The following is an 18,627-nucleotide window of genomic DNA, read 5'->3' as shown; positions in this document are numbered from 1 at the left end:
GCGCCGGGTAGGTCAGTTGCCGAACAGCTCGGTGATCACGTCGTAGACGTGCGTGTTGTGGTGCACGCCGGTGAACCGTTCGGCCAGCGGACCGGCGGCGGTCACCGGCACCATGGTTCCGGTGTGCTCGGCGGTCGTCCAGTCCACCTTGAACTGACGGTCGGTGCCCTTGATGGTGAACGGACCGCTGCGTTTGGGCACGCCGCCGTCCGGCAGAGGCATGTTCTCCGGCGTTTCGGCCCAGTAGGGCACCGGGTCGTCGGCGACCTGATCGCTGTTGGGTTCGGGCTCGTCGTCGTCGAGCACGTTCTCGATCGCCATGCCGCCGGTCTCATGGTCGGCGGTGACGATCAGCAGCACATCGGGGTGCTCTTTCTGGTATTCGGTGATCACCTGGACCATCGCGTTCATGGATTCGCCGGCCAGCATCATGTTCTGGGCGTCGTGCTCGTGGCCGTCGGAATCCAGGTCGTCGCTCTCGATGACGAGGAAGAAGCCGTTCTCGTTGCGGCCCAGGATATCCAGCGCCTTGGCCACCAGTTTCTCCGGCGCCACGTAGTGCGGGTCGCTGTGGTAGTCGTAGCCCTCGATCTCGTTGGAACGCCGCTTGGCGCTGTCCTGCACCAGTGCCAGTGCCTTGGGCCCGGTCAGCGCGTCGAAGGTATCGCGGTCATAGGCGTAGCCGTAGCCGAGTTCCTCGGCGCGCTGCACCAGGTTCGCGCTACCTTCGCTGGCATCGTCGTCACCCTCGTCCGGGATCCTGCCGGCGTCACCCTTTGGGTACCAGTACTTTTCGCCACCGCCGAACAGCACATCGACACCGCGGTCCAGGTATCCCTCGGCGATCTCCACCTTGAGGTCCCGGTCGGGAACCGGCGCACCGAAGGCCGCGAGCGTGGCATTGGTGACGTCGTGGTCGTTGACCAGGCCCGTGGACATGCCGCGCTGCTTGGCCAGGTCGAGCAGCGTCGGCACGGATTCTCCGTCGGGCCCCAGCCCGGTGGTGCCGTTGGGGACCTTCTTGCCCACGGCCCATGCGGTGGCACCCGCGGCCGAATCGCTGACCGCGTACTCGGGATCGCCCGGAATGGTGTCGAGCATGCCCGCGACGGGCAGCGCGTCCATCGGCTGGCGCTCGTCGAGCCCGTAGGTGTGGTACTGGATCGCGGTGCGCTGCTGTGATCCCATTCCGTCTCCGCTGAGGATGATGACGCTGGGATGCTGCGGCAGCGCCACGGATTCGGAGGCCGAGTCGCCGCAGGAGCTCAGCGCGAGGGCGCCGGCGGCGACGAGTGCGAGCAGCGGTAGGGCGGGGTGGGTGGCGGGCATGCCAGGACCCTTGCAGCGACGCAAAGCCGCCGCTGCACCGCAGGGTGAACGCCCGGCGAACAGTTCTCAGTATGCCGATGCCGCGTTGGACCGGACCCATTCGCGTTCGGCCTCCGACCCGGCAGGGGGCGGGACGAGACCGTTGATCATCCACAGCTCCTCGCTCGTCTCGTCGACGTGGAACTCCCAGTGCAGTCCATCGTGGCGGGCGAGGTGGGGCTCCAGGATCGACTTGATCCAGCGTGTGGTGCGTTGTCTGCCCGCGGTGTCCACGCTGCTGCGGGCGATGTGTTCGATGACGACCCGCACCCCGGCCGGGGTGGGTTCGCCGCCCACATACAGATTCGTCGGCGTCGTCTCGGTGAAGATGGTGACCACGTAGAAGCGTGGTAGCCCGATCGTCTCGTAGTGATCGGTGATCCGCGCGGCGAGGTCGCGCTTCTCGGCATCGGAGAAAATCCCGGGTGTGTGGTGAATGGTCCAGAGCGGCATGGCTTCCGCCTTCCTGTGGGTGCGGTCAGTGTGCGAGGTCGAAGACGAGATCTTCCACGGGGCCGGACAGTTTGGCCTTCACCGCTGCGGTGATGTCGTCGACGAGAACTTCGTGCGCACCGGCCTCCAGTGCGTCGATCACGCGCGCGGCAACCTCGGCCGGCGCCGTTTTGGGTAACCCGATGGCCGACACCATGTCGGTGTCGATGAAGCCGGCGTGCACCCCCAGCACCTGGGTGCCCTGGGCGCTCAATTCGGCGCGCAACGAGTTGGTCAGCGACCAGATGGCGGCTTTGGATGCCCCATAGGCTCCGCTGCCGCCCAGCCAGGACAGCACCGAGTGCACGTTCACCAGGGCACCGCCGCCGTTGCCGGCCAGTATCGGGGCCAGCGCGCGGGTGACTCGCAGCGGGCCGAACGCGTTGATGTCGAAGGTCGCTATGATCTCGTCGAAATCGCCGGTCAGCAGCGAACCCGGCAGCAGCACGCCGGCGTTGTTGATGACGATGTCGACGTCGGACGCGCTGTCGGCCAGTGCGGCAACGGACTGCTCGTCGCGGACCTCCAGCGGGAGGCTGATCACCCGCTCCCGGTTGTCCGAATAGCTCTCGCGAGCAGTCGAATACACCTTGACCGCACCCCGGGCGAGCATCTCGTCGACCAGCGCCGAGCCGAGTCCGCGCCGGCCACCCGTCACCAACACCGTTTTGCCGCGCACTGCAACCATGTCTGCCTCCATCTTGCTGAGTAACGATTACGTTACCCATACACAAGCACGCCTAGCTGACTAATGCAAGCGTTAGTTACACTCGGGTGATGGCGATGACACTCGAGCCCCGGCTCCAAGATCGTGCGTCCTGGACGATCGGGGACCGCTGCTCGGCGGCCAAGGTCCTGAACCTGCTGAGCACCAAGACCGCATTCCTCACTGTTCGCGAGTGCTTCTACGGCACGACACGATTCGAGGACTTCGTGGAGCGCATCGGCACGTCCGCACCGGCGGTGTCGCGCGCACTCAAACAACTGGAGTCGGCGGGCGTGGTCGAGCGGGTGCCCTACCGCGAGCCCGGACGACGGGTGCGCGACGAGTACCGCCTGACCCAGGCCGGGGAGGATCTGCTTCCGGTGTTCCTGTCGCTGATCCAGTGGGGTGATATGCACCTGCAGGACGGGCGGCCGCCGCTGTCCTTCCTCGACTCGCAGGGCAGGCGGGTACAGGTGCGCGTCACCGCCGATGCCGCCGTTCCCGCCGTGCAGTCGAGCGACCTGGAGATCCGCTACAACAGGTGAGACGGACCGGCGCGGCTAAGCTGCGATCGTGGCGCAGGTGACCGACGGGGACCGTCCCGCGCTCAGTTCGTTCCCGATCTTCGCGCTGCTCTACACCCTCGCGATCGTGCTGGAGTTGGGCGAGCAGTGGATCGACCCGTGGTTCACCGGCGGCTTCGTCCTGGCCGCCGCGGCCGCGGTCATCACCGGAATGACCCGGGCGAAGTTCTTGGCGCTGCTGGTCGCGTCGACGACGTACTTTCTGGTCTTCCGATTCCCGGACGTCGCCAATCACGTCAACCTGCTGCTCTGCCTGAATGTGGCGATGATCTCGGTGATGGCGTACTCGCTGATCCGGGGGCACGAGTCACCCGATCACGATTACGCCGCGCTGCTTCCGGTCCTGCGCATCGGCCTCATCCTCGTCTACGTGATCGCCGGGTTCGACAAGCTCAATTCGGACTTCTTGGATCCGGCCGCATCGTGCGCGGCGGGGATGCTCGCATCGATCATCGACGCCATGCACACCCGGTTCCTCGGGGTACCGCTGGTCGTGCCGGTCGCGGTTACCGCGGCGTGTCTCGGTTACCGCCTGCTCCGCCGGGGACGATTCGGCAGCCCAGGCAACCGGACGTTCACCGCCGTCGTGGTCGGCGCCGCTGCCGCGGGCCTCGCGGGGGTGCTGCTCGTGCTCGTCGGGCCGGGACCGTACGCTTCGGCGATCGGGCTCATCGCGGCCGTGTCGGTGATCGCCTGGGAGCTCGGCGGCGGCCTGCTGTTGGTCGTTCCGCGGTTGCAGGCAGCCATCATCGCGTTCTCGTTGCTCATGCACGCCGCGCTGGCGTTGATCGGGTTCGTCGACTTCGGGGCGCTGGCCGCGGCGCTGCTGTTCACCTTCGTGCCCACGAGCTACGTCCGGCAGTTGACCGGGCGCCGCCTCCATGTGTACGCGGGCATCTGTTTCGCCATCGCGCTGCTGTGTGGGTGGAGTACGCACATTCACCGGATACCCGAGCCGGCACTGCTCACCGGACTGGCCTTTGATGCGGCCGTCATCATCGCGATCTGGCCGCTGCTGGTGACGGTTTTTTCGGGTGGGCAGCGTCCACGCTGGGACGGCGTGCACATCGTGGACAGGGCGATGCCGGCATGGCTCTACGTCTTCCCGATCGTGTTGCTGTTCATCGGTTTGACGCCGTATCTGGGGCTGCGCACTGCGGGTAACTTCTCCATGTTCAGCAACCTGCGCACCGAAGGTGCGTCCTCCAATCACCTGCTGCTGGGCGGCAATCCGATCAAGATGTGGAACTACCAGGAAGACGTGGTGTGGATCCTCGATATCGATGATCGCTACGGCGATGTCATCTACCACTACGACGGCTCCCCCCGGGGCTATGCGCTGCCCGTCGTGGAGTTCCGCAAGTGGATACATGCCTGGAGCCGGGCCGGTTACCGGGTGCCGATGACCTACGCCCACAACGGGTACAGCTACACCACCGATGACATCGTCACCGATCCGATGTGGCGCGCCGACGCGCTCGACGCGCAGATGTACCTGTTGGACTTCCGCTACATCCAGCCGGGAAACCCCAACTACTGCCGATGGTGACTGCGGCTCAGCTGTTGCGCACCACGACCACCGGGGCATGCGACAGCTGTGCGACGGTCGAGGCCACCGAACCCAGCAAGAGACCGGCGAAGCCGCCGCGACCGCGGCTGCCCACGACGACCAATTGGGCGTTCTGTGACGCCTCGATCAACCAGTGCGCGGGTCGGTCGCGCACCAGGCGGCGCTGCACGCGCACACCGGGATACTGCTCCTGCCATCCGGCGAGTCGTTCGGCGAGCGTCTCCTGCGCCTCCTCCTCGTACACCCGCCAGTCCAGGGCGAACAGCGGGACCGCCCCGATATCACTCCAGGCGTGCAGCGCCACCAGGTCCACCCCGCGCAGCGCCGCCTCCTCGAAGGCAACCCGGGTGGCAGCCTCCGACGAGGGGGAACCGTCCACACCGAGCACCACCGGCGCCGTGGGCTCCGCGACATCGTCCTGGTGGATCACCACCACCGGACTGTGCGCATGATGCAACAGACCTGCGGCCACCGAGCCGAGTGGAAGCCGCTTGTGACCGCCGGTGCCGCGGTTGCCGACCACCAGCATCAGCGCCGCGCGAGACGCCTCGGCCAGCGTTCCGACCACCGGTGAGGGTCGCGACTCGACGCGCACCACCACGGCGTTCGGATCGTCGAGGGCCGAACGGAAGACCACCTCTGCACGCTCAAGCACGCTGGCTGACGAATCTGCCTGCAGATCAGCAATATTCGAATCTTCAGCCGACGAAGACCACGTCACCATCAGCGGTGCGATGACATGGAGCAATGTCACGGGAACCTTGCGGCGCAGGCCTTCGGCCGCCGCCCACGTCACCGCCGCGTCGGAACCGGGTGAGCCGTCTACCGCGACGATGATGCCGATGTTCTCAGCCGACGTTGCCATGCGACGCTCCTCTGCTGTGTTTCCCGTCGACGCTAGTCGAGCGTCACCGGCGACGACAGTGTCTCCGGCAGCGGTTGGACACCCGACTGCCGCGGGGCCCACGGGAAGCGTGAGCCCCGTCCCGGATGGGGCAGGATGGGAGGCGACGGGGTTCGGCGAGAGGACATCAGCGATATGACCGATACGGCACAGCCCATCGTGGTCGGAGTGGATGGCTCCGCGAGCGCGGTGGCCGCGGCGACCTGGGCCGGCGGATTGGCGGCTCGGCTGGGCGCGTCCCTGCACATCGTGTATGCCGTGCCCTACCTCGGGCACAATTTCACCGATGCCGCTGCGGCCGTCCGGGCGGCCGCCATCACCGGTCAGCATGAAGCCGCGGCAGATATTCTCAGCGCGGCGGCCGATGCTGTGGGGCGTGCCGAACCCGGTGTGGAGATCACCACCAGCGCACCGGCCGACACCGCCGACGACGTGCTGGAAGCCCTGAGCGCCCAGGCGCGGCTGATCGTCCTGGGATCCCAGGACGTGTCGACGACCTCCGCGCTGCTGATCGGGTCGCTCACCCTCACGACCATCACCCGGTCCGCCTGCCCGGTCATCGCCTGGCGCGGCGGAAAGCTGTCGCCGACCACGCAACCGATCGTCGTCGGGGTGGACGGCCAGAACAGCGATGCGGCGCTGGAGCTGGCGTTCGAGCTCGCCGACGCCCTGCACGCTCCGCTGTGGGCGGTACGGTCCTCGTCGTCGCGTCGTGCTCCCGGGGACGTGACGATTCCGTTCCTGATCGACTGGGAGGCACTGGAAGCCATGGAGTGGAGTTCACTCACCGAGACCGTCGGCCCGTGGGCGCAACGCCGCCCGGAGGTCGATGTCACCTTCTTCGTCGAGCCTTCCAAACCCAGCCAGGCGCTGCTGGCGCACCTCGACGGTGCTCAGCTGGTCGTCGTCGGCTCCCGTGGACACGGCGCACTGGCCAGTGCGTTGATCGGGTCGACCAGCCTGAACCTCTTGCACCATTCCCCGGTGCCGGTCGCCGTCTGCCGCCCTGCCGCCGGCTGAGCGTGACCCGTTCGCGTCTAACCCTTTTCGACGTAGTCCTTGATCCGGTGCAGCGTGGTGGTCATATCCCGCACGTTGCGGCGCCGACGCAGGAAATAGAGCGGCTCGAGCGGCCGTAACAGCGCCGGGAACGGAAGCCAAAAGGACTCCGTCACCTTCGTCGAGTCACCGCTCGGATCGAACGCGTAATGCCAGTTGTTGACGGCGCGCTCACCGACGAGGACCTCGAAACCGAACTCTTCACCCGGGGTGCAGGCCGTCACCCGGCATGTCGTCCAGTAGATGGGTCCGATCTCGTTGCGTTTGACGTGTCCCCGGAACTTGGCGCCCAGCGCCGGGCCGGTTGCGCCGTCCAGCCATTCGGCTTCGAAGGTCTCCGGTGAGAACTTGCCGGTGTTCCGGATATCGGCCACCACGTTCCAGATGTCCAGTGCCGGTGCATCAATGACGACCGTGGCGGAATCACGCATGACGCCACGGTATCAGCCTACTTTCCGGTGAGGGCCTGGTAGCGGCGCAGGGCCTCGGTGCGTTCCTGGCCGTGGTCGACGATCGGCTCCGGGTAGCCCCGTGGTCGCTGCCCCTTCTTCAGGTGCGGATCATCGACGTCGACCAGCTCGGGCACCCACCGGCGGATGTAATCACCTGTCGGGTCGAACTTCTGGCCCTGCGTGGTGGGGTTGAACACCCGGAAATAGGGGGCGGCGTCGGTGCCGCTGCCGGCGCACCATTGCCACCCATGCTGGTTGCTGGCCATGTCGCCGTCGACCAACTGTTCCAGGAACCATCGGGCACCCCATTGCCAGGGCAGGTGCAGATCCTTCACCAGGAACGACGCGGTGATCATCCGGACCCGGTTATGCATGAACCCGGTCGCACGAAGCTGGCGCATACCGGCATCGACGATCGGGAAGCCGGTCTCGCCGGCCTTCCACGCCGCGAAATGCTGCTCGGCGTCGACGCCGCTGTCGGTCTCGATGGCGTCGAAATCGGCGTTCCAGTTCCACCACACGCTGCGCGGCCAATGATGGAGCACATCGGCATAGAAGTCGCGGAACGCCAACTCCCGCAGGTAGGCGGCGTCACCGTTGCGGCGGGTGCGCAGATCGGCGGCCAGGGTGCGCGGATGGATGGTGCCGAACTTCAGGGGACCCGACATGCGGCTGGTCCGGGCCAGATCGGGGCGGTCACGATCCTCGTCATAACCCTGCAGATCGTCGTCGATGAAGGCACGCCACTGCGCCAGTGCGGCCGCTTCACCGGCAACGACATCCATCTCGACTCCCGGATCCGGGATCGGCACGGGCTCCAGCGATGCGTGCGTGACCTCCGAGGGAGCCAGCCAGCGCGCCGAGGGCGCGCCGGACTTGGCAGGGTCGCGCCAGCCGTGCTCGCGCCACCGGCGGAAATAGGGCGTGAACACCTTGTACGGGGTGTCATCGTCTTTGCGGATACGCCCGGGTGACACCAGGTACGGGGAGCCGGTCGCCACCAGGGGCGTGTCACCGAGCGCCCGGCGGACCTGCTCGTCGCGGCGCCGGCCATACGGTGTGTAGTCCCCGGAGATGTGCACCGCGTCCGCACCGATGTCCTTGGCGATCAGCGGAATGCGCTTGTCCGCCGCGCCGCGGACCACCAGCAGCCGCCCGTCCAGCTCGTCCTGCAGATGGCGCAGGCTGTCACCCAGGAACTGCAGGCGCCGTGGACCGGATGAGGCCTCCAGTCGAGGGTCCAGGACGAAGCACGCCAGCACGTCACCGTCGCCATCGGCGGCCGCCAACAGCGACGGGAGATCGGTCAACCGGAGGTCGCGGCGGAACCACAGCACGGACGGCATCGCACCATTGTGCCCGCGCACCCGGGCGCTCAAACGTCGCAGGCATCCCGGTCGTCGACGCCGCGGTGCACCAGACCGCCTGAGGGTGGCTGACTTTCAGCCGGCCAAGGACCGCAGGATCTCCTCGGTCGGCGCATCGCGGACATGGCGGTACCCCGTGCCCGCCCACAGATGCACCAGGTCGGCTTCCCCGGCCGCCGCGGCGGCCTTGCGTAGCGGGCCGGTCAGGTGGTGGATGGCCGGATAGCCCAGGGGAGCGATCGCCTCGAAGCGGTCGATGAAGCCGTTGTGCAGGCCGCGCGCCGGGCGCCCGGTGAACGCACGGGTGAGGGTGGTCTCGGTGCGGGCGGGATCGACCAGAGCCGCCTTGTGGGTGGCCGAGGCGCCGCTTTCGTCGGCGCGCAGCAACACCGTGCCGACGGCGGCGGCGCTCGCGCCCGCAGTCAGCACACCGGTCACCGCGTCCGGCGTGGCCAGACCGCCCGCGGCAATCAGGGGCAGTGCCACGCCGGCGTTGATCTGACCGATGAGATCGCCGATCGGCACCGGTGCCGGCATTTTCTCCGGGCTGAACGTTCCGGAGTGGCCGCCCGCGACACTCGCCTGGACGGCGAGCATATCGACACCGGCTGCGGCCGCCAGTTCGGCTTCGGGCAGAGTGGTCACGGTTTGGACGACGACCGTGCCCGCCTTCTGCAGTGCCCTGATCACACCGTGGCCCGGCATTCCGAAGGTGAAGCTGACCACCGGGACGGGGTTCGCCAGGAGTACGTCGATTTTGGCGTCGAACGCGTCGTCGTCATCGACCGGATGTGCGGGCAGGGTCAGCCCGAATCGGTCGGCCTCCGCCTGCAGTGCACCCGCGTACCGGCGGTAGACGTCATCGGTGATGGGCACGGGGTTCGGAACGAAGACATTGACGCCGAACGGGATCGAGGCCTGCCGCACCGCCGTGATCTCTGTTTCCAGGGTGTGCGCGCTCTTGTAACCGGCGGCGAGGAAGCCCAGACCACCGGCGCGGGCCGCGGCGATGACCATGGCGGTTGTGGTGGCACCGCCGGCCATCGGGGCGGCGATGACCGGGATGGTCAGACCGAGCCCGGCCAGTGGGGAGGCCGTCGTGCTCGCCATGGTCACTCCTCGCGATCGGATTGCGTCGGCACTCGTTCCCACGATTCTGGCCGCCGGTCCCTGCATCGGGCTAGGAGACGTTGCCTCCTGCACCGAAGCCGCAGGCTCGCACCCGAGCGGGGTGTCACACCGGCGGCGGCGCCGGCGCGGCCAACCGGCTGACCGTGAACGTTGCCGCCTGGTCAGCCATCCCGTTGACGCCGTACTGCTGATGCGGCGCGCTCGTCCCGGACGGTGCCGCACCCGAGCACACCGTGTCACCGGGTGCGCAGAGCTCCAGCGCCTTGGCCGCATACGCAGTGCCGACGTCGATCGGCGCGGCGCCGTACTTCTCCGCTGACCACCCTGCCGGTGTCCCGAAGAGGACCACCGCGGCCACATTGTCGATGACATCGGCGGGTAGCGGCGGGGGAGCAGCCCCGGGTGCCAGAGCCGCGGGCACCACCCCGGAGGTGGCCAGCGCGGTGACCACGGCGCCCTGGGAATACCCGCCGAGCACCATCCGCGTGTTCGGGCAGACCGAGGTCACGCCCTGAATGTGGGCGGATTCGTCCCGCACACCTTCGACGACGTTCATCTGGAATGCCGGTCCGTCGGCGAAGTTGTTGCTCGCCGGATAATTGACGCCGTGTACACCTACGGTGCGTGGAAATGCCTGTGCGCGTAGCGCTTCGACGAAACGTTGCCCCACACTGCCGACGCCTGGTGGCTCGGAGGTGCCCCTGGCGAAGACCACCCCGATGTCCGGGCACGGTTGCGACACCGCCGTCGGCACCATGATCGGCAACGCGGCCGCCGCCAGGACGCTCGCCGCGGCCAAACGCCCGATGCGACGCATACCAGTGACCATTCCATCCTCCCCGCACAGCCTTGCGCCGACTGTGCCAGACCCCCTGGCCGGGCGGCGGTGTTTTGCGCGCCCGGTCTCCGACGTGTTCGTCGAGTGACACCACATCCCTGGAGTCATCGGGAGCAGCCGCGGGGGCGTTACGTCAGGGACCGATCAATCGGTGAGCGAAATCTCCGTCACCGCCACCAGTTCGCTGTCTTCCCGAGGCTGTTCGAAGATCACGCGTGCACCGCGCCCCGCAAGCTGCAGGGTAGCGATCGTGTTACCGAACAGCGGGCCGCTGAGGTTGCGCCATGACATCGGCAGAGCCGGTGCGCCATGGCGACGCGCCCACCGTCGGGCGACCCGGGCCGCCCGCGGTGACCAGCCCAGCTTGAACACCGGCTTGACGAAGAACGGGACATAGTTGTGGACGGGGGAGCAGACCAGTTGGTGCACCCGGGCCGCGGAACCGGCCGCAAAGTCGGCCCGCGCAACGTAGCTGTGGTGGACATCGCCGGAGAGCACGCTCACCGTCGCAGGACCGTGCTGGGAATTGCCCGCCACGTCGATGATGAGTTCACTCAGCCGCAGGAACGAGTTCAAGAAGGCCGGCCAGTGCTCGAAATCCACGGTCTGCCGGATCTTCTCGGCCACCGCGCCGCGAAGGCCTGATCGGTTGGCGGCGAACTCGTTGACGGTTTGCATATCACCGATCGCCGGCGGCAGCAGCCACGGCAGCGAGGATGCGAGGATCAGATGGTCGAGGTCCTCCAGACCCTCCTTGACGTGCTTCTCGACCCAGCTGAACTCACGGTCGCCCAACATTTTTCGGCTACCGCCTTCCAGAATCCGGGCATTCCGCGAGTCGATCATGATGAGCCTGCTGCGCCCGAGATCCCAGCGGAAGCTGAACCGCAGACCTTTCTCCCCGTCGACTTCGTGGTCTGCGCGATCGGCAAGGTCCACCAACAACGGCCAGCAGTCGCCGGCGGCGGCCAGCACATTCTGATAGTCCTCGTCCTGCTCCAGCTGCTGAGGGCTGAGATTGCCGATGTGCTGATACACCCAATACGACGACAAGCCGGAACGGATCCGGTCCCGCCACCACGGCTTCGCGTTGACCGATGCGCGCCACGCCGCCGACGTGTTCCAATCGTCGCGGATGTCGTGATCGTCGAAGATCATCGCGGTGGGCACGGTGGACATCACCCAGCGGATCTCGGGATCACCCCAGGTGTGCTGGTAGAGCCCGACGTACTCTCCGAAGCTGACCACCTCGTCCGGGGGACGCTTCTTCTTGTTCGTGCGTCGGCCGGTGAGCTGCCGCCGTGCCTCCGGCGTCAGCTCGTCGGCGTACACCTGATCGCCGAGCAGGATCAACACGTCCGGCCACTGCTCGTGCGGCAGCGAGGTCAGCCGTGCCGCGTAGCAATCCAGGGCATCCAGACCGAGTTTGTCGTCGATCTTCGCGACGCCGGTCTTCGGATATCGGCACGACCCAAAGATCACCCGCAGCTGATCCGACGCGGCGGGGCCCCGGGTGCGGATCACACTCGGGGGAAACGCGGAGTCGGGCTCCGGCCAGACCTGAACGCCGTTGAGGAGCACCTGATACTCGGTGACCGTGTCCGGGGTGAGTCCCTGCACCGGGACGAGTGCGTAATGGTGATCCTGCACCTGAAAGGTCCGCGCGGAGTGCCCGAGTACGTGCACCTGGGCGGGTTCGTCGGTTTGCACCCAGACCATCGCGGTGGTTTCGCCGACGTGGCGCAGCACAGGACCGAGCAGGAGTCTCACCCGAATCAGACTACGTGCGCTGCCCGCACAGTCTGGTCAATCGAGGAGCCCCAGCGCTGCTTCGAGTTCGGCCAGCGCCTGCTCGGTCAGCGGGACGAGGGTGTCGATATCGGGCAGGACAGTGCTGCCCGCGACATACCCGAAGCCGATCCGGTCGGCGTATGAGCACGTCGTGACATTGAGTGCCTGGCCGTCATAGACGGCTGACACCGGATAGATCTCCTGCACCGGCGCGCCGTTCCAGTACATCTGGCCCGACGGTCCCGGCACATGGGAGATCGGCAGGTTGTAGCCGGTGCGGATTCTCGGGAAGAACGGCAGCATCGGTTGCAGCACCGTCGGTCCGATCGCTGCGGCGAGCAGCACCAGCGATGCTGCCGAGCCGCGTTCGGCCACCCGGGCCTTGCCCACCGACATCGACCGGTGGATCAGGTCGAGCCGTTCGACCGGGTCGTCCAGGTTCGTTCCCAGCGGGCACAGCCAGGCGCCGAACATGTTGTTGTGCTGCTCCGTGGACGCGTGGCTACGGCTGCGCACGGTGATCGGGCAGATGGCGACCAACGACCGGTCGGGCAGTTCGCCGTGGTCGCGCATCCAGTGCCGCAGCACCGCCGCCACCACCGCGGTGACGACGTCGTTGCCGGTGACGCCGGCCTTGTCCTGCACCGCCCGGATGCGCGCCTTGGGCCAGCTGCCCGCGGCGACGCTGCGTTCGGGTCCCAGCCTGCCGTTGAACCGGGTCACCGGAGCAGCCCACGGCGCCACGGTGGTGTCGCCGGTCGTCATGGCCACCAGGTCGGAGATCTCGCCGACGGCGACCCGTTGGGCAAGCGCAAGGCTCGACGCGGCCGCGCCCGCCATCGACCGGACCGCGGCGAGGGGATTGGGCAGGCGAACAGTCGGGCGCGTTGTCCGGGCGCTCGGATCCGCGTGCTGCGCGGCGTAGAAATGGGGCATCGAACGGCGATCCGGATCGCTGCTGAGCGCGTCCGCGATCATCTGGAAGCCGGCCACACCATCGAAGATCGTGTGGTGGGCCTTGACGTAAAAGGCGAACCGGCCGTCGCCGAAACCGTCGATCAGGTAGGACATCCACATCGGACGGGACCTGTCGATCGGTTCGGCGTGCAGCCGGCCGATCAGCCGCCATAGGTCGCCGTCGCTGCTTCCCAGGGACAGGCGGATGCGCCGGCAGTGCCGGGCCAGCTCGATCGTGGCGGCCTCGCGCCACACCCAGGCGCCGCCGGTTTGCACACCGCGGTGCGGGTAGCGACGTAGCCGGGGCTGCACCGGGGTCTGCCCGGAGACGGCATCGCGATGAAGGTCATCGACATAGTCTTCGCCGGCGTCCGGCGGTGGTGTGAGGACCAGCATGGCCCCGATGTTCAGCGGGCCCGACAGCACCTCCGCGGCCATCATCGCGGTGTCCAGAGGATCCAGCCAGTCCATCCCGCGCACCCGCTGTCAGGCCGGTCGATCGGTCTCGAGCACGATCGCAGACCCGCCGATCAACCCCGACTGCGTCAACGCGTCGTCGATGAAATGCTGCACCGGGCGTGACTGGAAGAAGCCGGTGTGTCCACCTCGGTACCAGACGATTTCGGGTTTTCCCCAGTGCTCCCACAGCCGGATGACCTGCTCGCGCGGGTGCACCAGCCGGTCGGCGATGCCTGCGTAGATGAAGCGTCCGGACAACGGCACCCGAGGGGTCAGCGATAGGGGCGACACCATCTGCCCGATCAGTTCGGCGAGGGACACCGTGTGTCGGCGCGGATCGTCGGGGTCCAGGCCCGCATGCCGGCCGAGCAGCTCGATCAGATCGGCCACCGGAACGCCCAGGATGGCGCAGGTGAGGCCGTCCTCGAGGCTCGCGACCAGCGAGGCCACGTAGCCACCGAGCGAGATGCTGTTCAGCCCGATCGGCGCCCCGGGTTGCTGCGACCGTATCCAGGACAGCAGTCGCCGAATGTCCCACACCGCCTGGGCGGCGGCGTGCACGTTGTCCATCACGTCCTCGCCCGGAAAGACCCGCCCCTTGGGCAGTCCGCGTGCCCGCGGCCCGTGCATCGGCAGGACCGGCAACACCACATTCAGGCCCAGGTCCTTGTGCAGATGCCAGGCACGGAACAGCGTCATGTCAAGCCGAGCCCGGCCCATCTCGGCACCGTGAATGCATACCAGCCATGGTCGAGGTTCTTTGTGCCGCAGCATCAGTGCATACTCGCGCTGGTTGCCCTGGTAGCTGCGCCAGCGGTGCTCGCCGGGTTCACCCGCGCACGGCGCGTACCCGCTGTCGAAGACGATGCGCTCGTGGGCTCGGCCGGCGCTCGTGAAACGCCGGATCGTGACGTCGGTCAGTGGCGGGGGAGGCGTGAAGAACCCCTCCGGCTTGTCCAGCCACCCGCGTTGGCCGTAGAAGTCCAGCGCCGCGACCACCTCGTCGTTGATCCGCGCAAAGGCTCGTTCATCGCTGACGGGTCGGCGCATTCGCAACCCGAGAAGCACGATCTCGTCGCGAAAGGCATGCGCGGCAAGCGAAATCGTGGGTCGCGCAATCGGGAGTTCGCGTTCGTTCTTGCCGAGGTAGTCTCGCCACGACCGCGCGTAGTAGCCGCCGGTCTTCGTGACGGGCCCGACCAGCGCACCCAACACCTGCGCGCCCGGGGCTTGGCCGCGACGAGCACCGCTCGTCGGCGAATGGTCCGCGTCGTCGCGGTCGGATACCGCCATACTCGGTCACGCTACGTTCGTTGCCCGCGACCCGACAGGGGCTTCGATCACGGATTGGTGGGCCGTTCGGCCATCGGGCGCGGGACCAATGTCGTCACCGCGGCAAGAGTGGGACTTTGGACTCCAGTGATGGCCGCCGTCGTCTCGGTAGCGTCCGGTATGCCGGACCGACGATGCGGAGGATCTCATGAGTCGCAAAACTGATGCTGCGAGCCCCAGCGAACGCCGTCAGCTCGCCGGGCAGGCGCTGGACGAGCTCGGTAAGGGACGCGATGAGCACGCCGTGGTGCGAGTGCGGTGCGGGCGCAGTCATCATGTCGCCGCCGTCTTCGATACGGTCGACGGGCTGGTGTTCGAGGCGCTCGTCGGACCGCATGCACACGGAGATCGCGACTTCATCGATACCGCTCATCACGGGACCGCACACGGCACCCGGTTTGTCGACTTCCTCGACGCCGACGCCTTCGCCGACGATCTGCTGCCGGCGCGCTGTGAGTGCGGCACCCACGAGCTGTCCCGTGCCGAGTTGCAGCGCGCGGTCCAGGCGCACCAGCGCACCATCTTCCTGAGCTGAACGCCGCCTCATCGTCCGGCGACGGACCGCTCTAGTGGAAGAAGTGCGTCGCCGGTGGCGCATTGTGAATGTGGAGATAGACCGTCAGCGCCACCAGCACGGCGTACACCCCAAGTGAACTCAAGCCGACCCTACGGTCGAGGGTGGCTGTCACGGCAGTCGGCTTCTCGTGGTGGCCCCTTCGGCTGGCCAATACCGAATAGCCGGTCGCTGCGACGATGTAGATCATCGACAGGATGTAGATCACGTCCAGCATCGTCAGGTACTCGACGGAGGGTAGGTCGCCTTCGGTACTCCACTGCAGGGCGATGATGGTCAGGAGGGCCGTGATTCCGATCCCGGCGCGAGCCTCCTCCAGGCGAGCCGGCAGCACAAAGATCAGCGCGGTGATCAGAATGACAATGAAGATGGGTATGAAGAGCTTCACTATGTGGGGCAGCACATTTCGCTTCACAGGCAGGTCGATCGCGATGCAGGAGAAGGGCACGCCGTCGGGCGGGACTCTGATGTCGCCGAAGTTGGTCTCGTACTGATGATCGATGATGCTCAACGTCGGAGTGCCCAGCGAGTACCCGGGGATGGTGTTCAACAGTGATCTGTTGATCGAGATCGGTTCCGTGTCGGGCACGAAGTTGAGCGTGCGGGTGTCGGCCCGTTCGTCTTTGAACACCACTCGCAGCATCTGGGTGTCAAACGGATAGTCCCGCAACATGAGCTTCCTGCTGAAGACCCCTTGATACCGCATGAGCATGTACTTGGATCCGTCGGGAAGGTCTACCGGCGCGTCGTAGAGCATCTTGGGTGTGACACCACCGGTAGCCGACGTGGTGGAGTTCTCAAAGCCGCTTGAGTTCATCGCTTCCAGGGTGGCCGACGGGTTGATGTTCGGGTTCTTCCAGCGCAACCACAGGTAGATATCGACGGTGAAACTCTCCGTCGCGACATCGATCTCCTGCACATCCTTGACATAGGCGCCGACGAACACCTGATCGGCGCCAGGGTCTGCGCCTGCCGGCGCCGGTAGTGTCATAAGGGCCGCCAACCCGGATGCCAACGCCACCAGAACGCTCAACAGCGCCGCGACTGCGCGATACTTGTGGCTCATCCGCATGACCGCCTCTGCCGCCTGCCTGTCAGGCGCCTGCCGTGCGGATTGTCCCATGGCGGAACTGGTTGGCCATCGATGTCACGGCACGTGTCACGAAATCACCGATCCCAGATCGAATTCAGGTCGATCGGGGTTCAGAACGCCCGCAGGTTGTCCCGCAGCAGGGCATGTGAGTAGCTCGTCCGGGTCAGACCCCTGGCCTGCAGCGCCGGCGCCAGCCCGTCGCAGATCTCGATGATCCTGTGACGCGTCAGCGAGCCACCATCTCCGGGGATCAGGAAGCCGTCCCCGCCAACTTCTTCCATCGCCGCCGCCATGATGTCGGCGACCTGGTCCGGCGTACCGACGGCCTCGAAGGAGGACGCGCCGCCGGCCGATCGGGCCTGCATGCACTGGCGCAGCGTTTTGCCGGTTCCCCACTGGGCGAACCCCGCCAGTGATCCCTGTTCGCCGCGCGTGACGAAGTAGGGGACCGGCTGGTCAAGATCCATTTTGGTGAAGTCCGCGTAGAAGTTCGAGCTCAACGCCTTGAGCCGGGCCGGGATCTCATCCTCGCTCATCGGCTTGACCTTGGCTCGTGCCTCCGCCTCGGTCTCGCCGAGGATCGGGGAGAACAGGAACATCACCTTTACGTCATCCGGATCGCGCCCGGCGGCGGCGGCTTGCGTGCGGATGTCCGCACGGTACTCCTTCATCCCCTCGATCCCCGTCGCCCAGGCGATGATGGCATCGGCGTGCTTGGCGGCGAAGGCTCGCCCCGCCGGCGACCCCCCGGCCTGCAGGTAGACGGGACGGCCCTGCGGTGAGCGGACGCAGGTCAGGGGACCCCTGGACTTGAAGTGCTTGCCGACGAAGTCGACGTCGTGGACCTTCGTGGGATCGATATAGATCCCCTTCTCGCGATCACGGACGATCGCCCCCGGTTCCCAGCTGTCACACAGGGCGTTCACGAGCTCCACAAACTCGTCGGCGATCTCATATCGCAGATCGTGCTCCGGCATCTCATCGAGGCCGTAGTTCTGGGCCGCTTCGTCCTTGGCGCTGGTGACCACGTTCCAGCCGAAGCGCCCACTGGTGAGCGAGTCCATCGTGGACGCCAGGCGCGCCAACGAATACGGGTGGTAGAACGTCGTGGACATCGTCGCGACGATGCCCAGTTGCCGGGTCAGCGCGCCGACCTTCGCGGCCAGCGGCACCGGGTCCTGCTTCGGACAGGAGTCTCCGTTTTCCAGGGCGCGGGCGGTGGTCCCTTCCAGACCGCGCGGGATTCCGACGGTGTCTTCCAGCATCAGGAAGTCGAAGCAGGCCCGCTCGAGCGCCTGGGCGAGCTCGACGTAGAAGTCGCCGGTGAACGGAACGCCCTCCGACAGCGTGTACGGAGTCTTCCACTCGTTGGCCTGGAACGTCTGAAACCACCCGAGGTGGAACGGTTTTGCTGGCATGTGACCTCATTAGCGCCCGATTGAACTGTCAGCGAAATCCAATCGCGGCATCGTATCCACCGCGTTTCTCGCGTGTCTCGCTCGAATTAGGCCGGATGGGTCGCGGGACTCACCACACGGCCGAGCCACGTCGCACTGTGCGGCTCGTGGGCGAAAATCGCTGGGAGGGAACGCGCTACGGACCGCGCGATCGCCGGACCAGGTTCGACCGGCGCTGCGGTGGGGGGCACGCTGTGCGCCTACGGACGGGTGGCAAATGGGACCCGCCGCACGCCATAATTACGTCACAGTGACGAATTGATCGAACACCGCGTTGCTCAGGAGGGGTGGCCGTCCGTCGGCCCCGGAGAGGTCAGGACCGCCGACGTCCCGGTCCGACGCTCTCGACAGTTACCGATTCAGGGTGACGGGGATCCGCCGGCTGAATCCACGACGGCCGTATCGGCGGTAGATCTGGGCGGGGCGTCAGATGACGCTGCGGTGTGTGGGTGAGTAGTCGGTTTTCCCGGATCGTTCTCACGAGTTGCGGACA

General features: G+C 66.7%; 17 protein-coding genes. 4 read left to right on the top strand and 13 right to left on the bottom strand.

What is annotated here, in order from left to right:
• Window positions 1–12 precede the first annotated feature (12 nt).
• From A7U43_RS16390 to A7U43_RS16380, 3 genes are all read right to left on the bottom strand, one after another.
• Window positions 13–1,329: an alkaline phosphatase gene (locus tag A7U43_RS16390; RefSeq protein ID WP_067997284.1), complete on the bottom strand. Its 1,317-nt coding sequence runs from the start codon at window positions 1,327–1,329 to the stop codon at window positions 13–15.
• A 66-nt stretch (window positions 1,330–1,395) separates the two neighbouring features.
• Window positions 1,396–1,821 (bottom strand): tautomerase family protein, encoded by a 426-nt coding sequence (locus A7U43_RS16385; RefSeq protein ID WP_067997281.1) that lies wholly within the window; start codon window positions 1,819–1,821, stop codon window positions 1,396–1,398.
• A gap of 25 nt (window positions 1,822–1,846) precedes the next feature.
• Window positions 1,847–2,548 (bottom strand): SDR family oxidoreductase, encoded by a 702-nt coding sequence (locus A7U43_RS16380; protein WP_068002888.1) that lies wholly within the window; start codon window positions 2,546–2,548, stop codon window positions 1,847–1,849.
• A 95-nt stretch (window positions 2,549–2,643) separates the two neighbouring features.
• Here A7U43_RS16380 and A7U43_RS16375 point away from each other — a divergent pair, with 95 nt between their 5' ends.
• Together A7U43_RS16375 and A7U43_RS16370 are read left to right on the top strand one after the other, a co-directional pair.
• Complete coding sequence (locus A7U43_RS16375; protein ID WP_068002885.1) at window positions 2,644–3,111, top strand: winged helix-turn-helix transcriptional regulator; 468 nt, start codon at window positions 2,644–2,646, stop codon at window positions 3,109–3,111.
• Window positions 3,112–3,139: 28 nt separating this feature from the next.
• The gene (locus tag A7U43_RS16370) at window positions 3,140–4,699 is read left to right on the top strand and encodes a hypothetical protein (RefSeq protein WP_082902173.1); all 1,560 of its coding nucleotides are present in this window, start codon (window positions 3,140–3,142) and stop codon (window positions 4,697–4,699) included.
• 7 nt (window positions 4,700–4,706) lie between these two features.
• Here A7U43_RS16370 and A7U43_RS16365 read toward each other — a convergent pair whose 3' ends face one another.
• On the bottom strand, window positions 4,707–5,585 hold the full coding sequence (locus A7U43_RS16365; protein ID WP_067997279.1) for a universal stress protein: 879 nt from the start codon (window positions 5,583–5,585) through the stop codon (window positions 4,707–4,709).
• A 174-nt stretch (window positions 5,586–5,759) separates the two neighbouring features.
• Here A7U43_RS16365 and A7U43_RS16360 point away from each other — a divergent pair, with 174 nt between their 5' ends.
• Window positions 5,760–6,644 carry a universal stress protein gene (locus tag A7U43_RS16360; RefSeq protein WP_067997277.1) on the top strand — a complete coding sequence of 295 codons (885 nt, stop codon included), beginning with the start codon at window positions 5,760–5,762 and terminating at the stop codon, window positions 6,642–6,644.
• Window positions 6,645–6,661: 17 nt separating this feature from the next.
• Here A7U43_RS16360 and A7U43_RS16355 read toward each other — a convergent pair whose 3' ends face one another.
• From A7U43_RS16355 to A7U43_RS16325, 7 genes are all read right to left on the bottom strand, one after another.
• The gene (locus A7U43_RS16355; RefSeq protein ID WP_067997276.1) at window positions 6,662–7,114 is read right to left on the bottom strand and encodes an SRPBCC family protein; all 453 of its coding nucleotides are present in this window, start codon (window positions 7,112–7,114) and stop codon (window positions 6,662–6,664) included.
• A 17-nt stretch (window positions 7,115–7,131) separates the two neighbouring features.
• On the bottom strand, window positions 7,132–8,481 hold the full coding sequence (locus tag A7U43_RS16350) for a cryptochrome/photolyase family protein (protein ID WP_068002878.1): 1,350 nt from the start codon (window positions 8,479–8,481) through the stop codon (window positions 7,132–7,134).
• A gap of 96 nt (window positions 8,482–8,577) precedes the next feature.
• On the bottom strand, window positions 8,578–9,612 hold the full coding sequence (locus A7U43_RS16345) for a nitronate monooxygenase (protein ID WP_156525939.1): 1,035 nt from the start codon (window positions 9,610–9,612) through the stop codon (window positions 8,578–8,580).
• A 124-nt stretch (window positions 9,613–9,736) separates the two neighbouring features.
• The gene (locus tag A7U43_RS16340) at window positions 9,737–10,462 is read right to left on the bottom strand and encodes a cutinase family protein (RefSeq protein ID WP_082902171.1); all 726 of its coding nucleotides are present in this window, start codon (window positions 10,460–10,462) and stop codon (window positions 9,737–9,739) included.
• Between the two features lie 153 nt (window positions 10,463–10,615).
• On the bottom strand, window positions 10,616–12,241 hold the full coding sequence (locus A7U43_RS16335; RefSeq protein WP_472418833.1) for an alkaline phosphatase D family protein: 1,626 nt from the start codon (window positions 12,239–12,241) through the stop codon (window positions 10,616–10,618).
• A 36-nt stretch (window positions 12,242–12,277) separates the two neighbouring features.
• Window positions 12,278–13,690, bottom strand: coding sequence for a wax ester/triacylglycerol synthase family O-acyltransferase (locus A7U43_RS16330; protein ID WP_067997270.1), 1,413 nt, complete (start codon window positions 13,688–13,690; stop codon window positions 12,278–12,280).
• A 15-nt stretch (window positions 13,691–13,705) separates the two neighbouring features.
• The gene (locus tag A7U43_RS16325) at window positions 13,706–14,971 is read right to left on the bottom strand and encodes an alpha/beta hydrolase family protein (RefSeq protein WP_067997269.1); all 1,266 of its coding nucleotides are present in this window, start codon (window positions 14,969–14,971) and stop codon (window positions 13,706–13,708) included.
• A gap of 187 nt (window positions 14,972–15,158) precedes the next feature.
• Here A7U43_RS16325 and A7U43_RS16320 point away from each other — a divergent pair, with 187 nt between their 5' ends.
• Window positions 15,159–15,545 carry a hypothetical protein gene (locus tag A7U43_RS16320; protein ID WP_197499860.1) on the top strand — a complete coding sequence of 129 codons (387 nt, stop codon included), beginning with the start codon at window positions 15,159–15,161 and terminating at the stop codon, window positions 15,543–15,545.
• A 31-nt stretch (window positions 15,546–15,576) separates the two neighbouring features.
• Here A7U43_RS16320 and A7U43_RS16315 read toward each other — a convergent pair whose 3' ends face one another.
• Both A7U43_RS16315 and A7U43_RS16310 read right to left on the bottom strand, forming a co-directional pair.
• The gene (locus tag A7U43_RS16315) at window positions 15,577–16,707 is read right to left on the bottom strand and encodes a ligand-gated ion channel (protein WP_067997268.1); all 1,131 of its coding nucleotides are present in this window, start codon (window positions 16,705–16,707) and stop codon (window positions 15,577–15,579) included.
• An 80-nt stretch (window positions 16,708–16,787) separates the two neighbouring features.
• Window positions 16,788–18,095 carry an NtaA/DmoA family FMN-dependent monooxygenase gene (locus tag A7U43_RS16310; protein WP_067997267.1) on the bottom strand — a complete coding sequence of 436 codons (1,308 nt, stop codon included), beginning with the start codon at window positions 18,093–18,095 and terminating at the stop codon, window positions 16,788–16,790.
• Between the last annotated feature and the right edge of the window lie 532 nt (window positions 18,096–18,627).

The organism is Mycobacterium adipatum (assembly GCF_001644575.1).
In the GTDB taxonomy this organism is placed as follows: domain Bacteria; phylum Actinomycetota; class Actinomycetes; order Mycobacteriales; family Mycobacteriaceae; genus Mycobacterium; species Mycobacterium adipatum.
This window is presented reverse-complemented; position numbering and strand designations above follow the sequence as displayed.

Bases quoted from the DNA above. Each gene is read 5' to 3' on its own strand.
- A7U43_RS16390 (WP_067997284.1), bottom strand. From the start codon at position 1,329: ATGCCCGCCACCCACCCCGCCCTACCGCTGCTCGCACTCGTCGCCGCC.
- A7U43_RS16385 (WP_067997281.1), bottom strand. From the start codon at position 1,821: ATGCCGCTCTGGACCATTCACCACACACCCGGGATTTTCTCCGATGCC.
- A7U43_RS16380 (WP_068002888.1), bottom strand. From the start codon at position 2,548: ATGGTTGCAGTGCGCGGCAAAACGGTGTTGGTGACGGGTGGCCGGCGC.
- A7U43_RS16375 (WP_068002885.1), top strand. From the start codon at position 2,644: ATGACACTCGAGCCCCGGCTCCAAGATCGTGCGTCCTGGACGATCGGG.
- A7U43_RS16365 (WP_067997279.1), bottom strand. From the start codon at position 5,585: ATGGCAACGTCGGCTGAGAACATCGGCATCATCGTCGCGGTAGACGGC.
- A7U43_RS16360 (WP_067997277.1), top strand. From the start codon at position 5,760: ATGACCGATACGGCACAGCCCATCGTGGTCGGAGTGGATGGCTCCGCG.
- A7U43_RS16355 (WP_067997276.1), bottom strand. From the start codon at position 7,114: ATGCGTGATTCCGCCACGGTCGTCATTGATGCACCGGCACTGGACATC.
- A7U43_RS16350 (WP_068002878.1), bottom strand. From the start codon at position 8,481: ATGCCGTCCGTGCTGTGGTTCCGCCGCGACCTCCGGTTGACCGATCTC.
- A7U43_RS16345 (WP_156525939.1), bottom strand. From the start codon at position 9,612: ATGGCGAGCACGACGGCCTCCCCACTGGCCGGGCTCGGTCTGACCATC.
- A7U43_RS16340 (WP_082902171.1), bottom strand. From the start codon at position 10,462: ATGGTCACTGGTATGCGTCGCATCGGGCGTTTGGCCGCGGCGAGCGTC.
- A7U43_RS16330 (WP_067997270.1), bottom strand. From the start codon at position 13,690: ATGGACTGGCTGGATCCTCTGGACACCGCGATGATGGCCGCGGAGGTG.
- A7U43_RS16325 (WP_067997269.1), bottom strand. From the start codon at position 14,971: ATGGCGGTATCCGACCGCGACGACGCGGACCATTCGCCGACGAGCGGT.
- A7U43_RS16320 (WP_197499860.1), top strand. From the start codon at position 15,159: ATGAGTCGCAAAACTGATGCTGCGAGCCCCAGCGAACGCCGTCAGCTC.
- A7U43_RS16315 (WP_067997268.1), bottom strand. From the start codon at position 16,707: ATGGGACAATCCGCACGGCAGGCGCCTGACAGGCAGGCGGCAGAGGCG.
- A7U43_RS16310 (WP_067997267.1), bottom strand. From the start codon at position 18,095: ATGCCAGCAAAACCGTTCCACCTCGGGTGGTTTCAGACGTTCCAGGCC.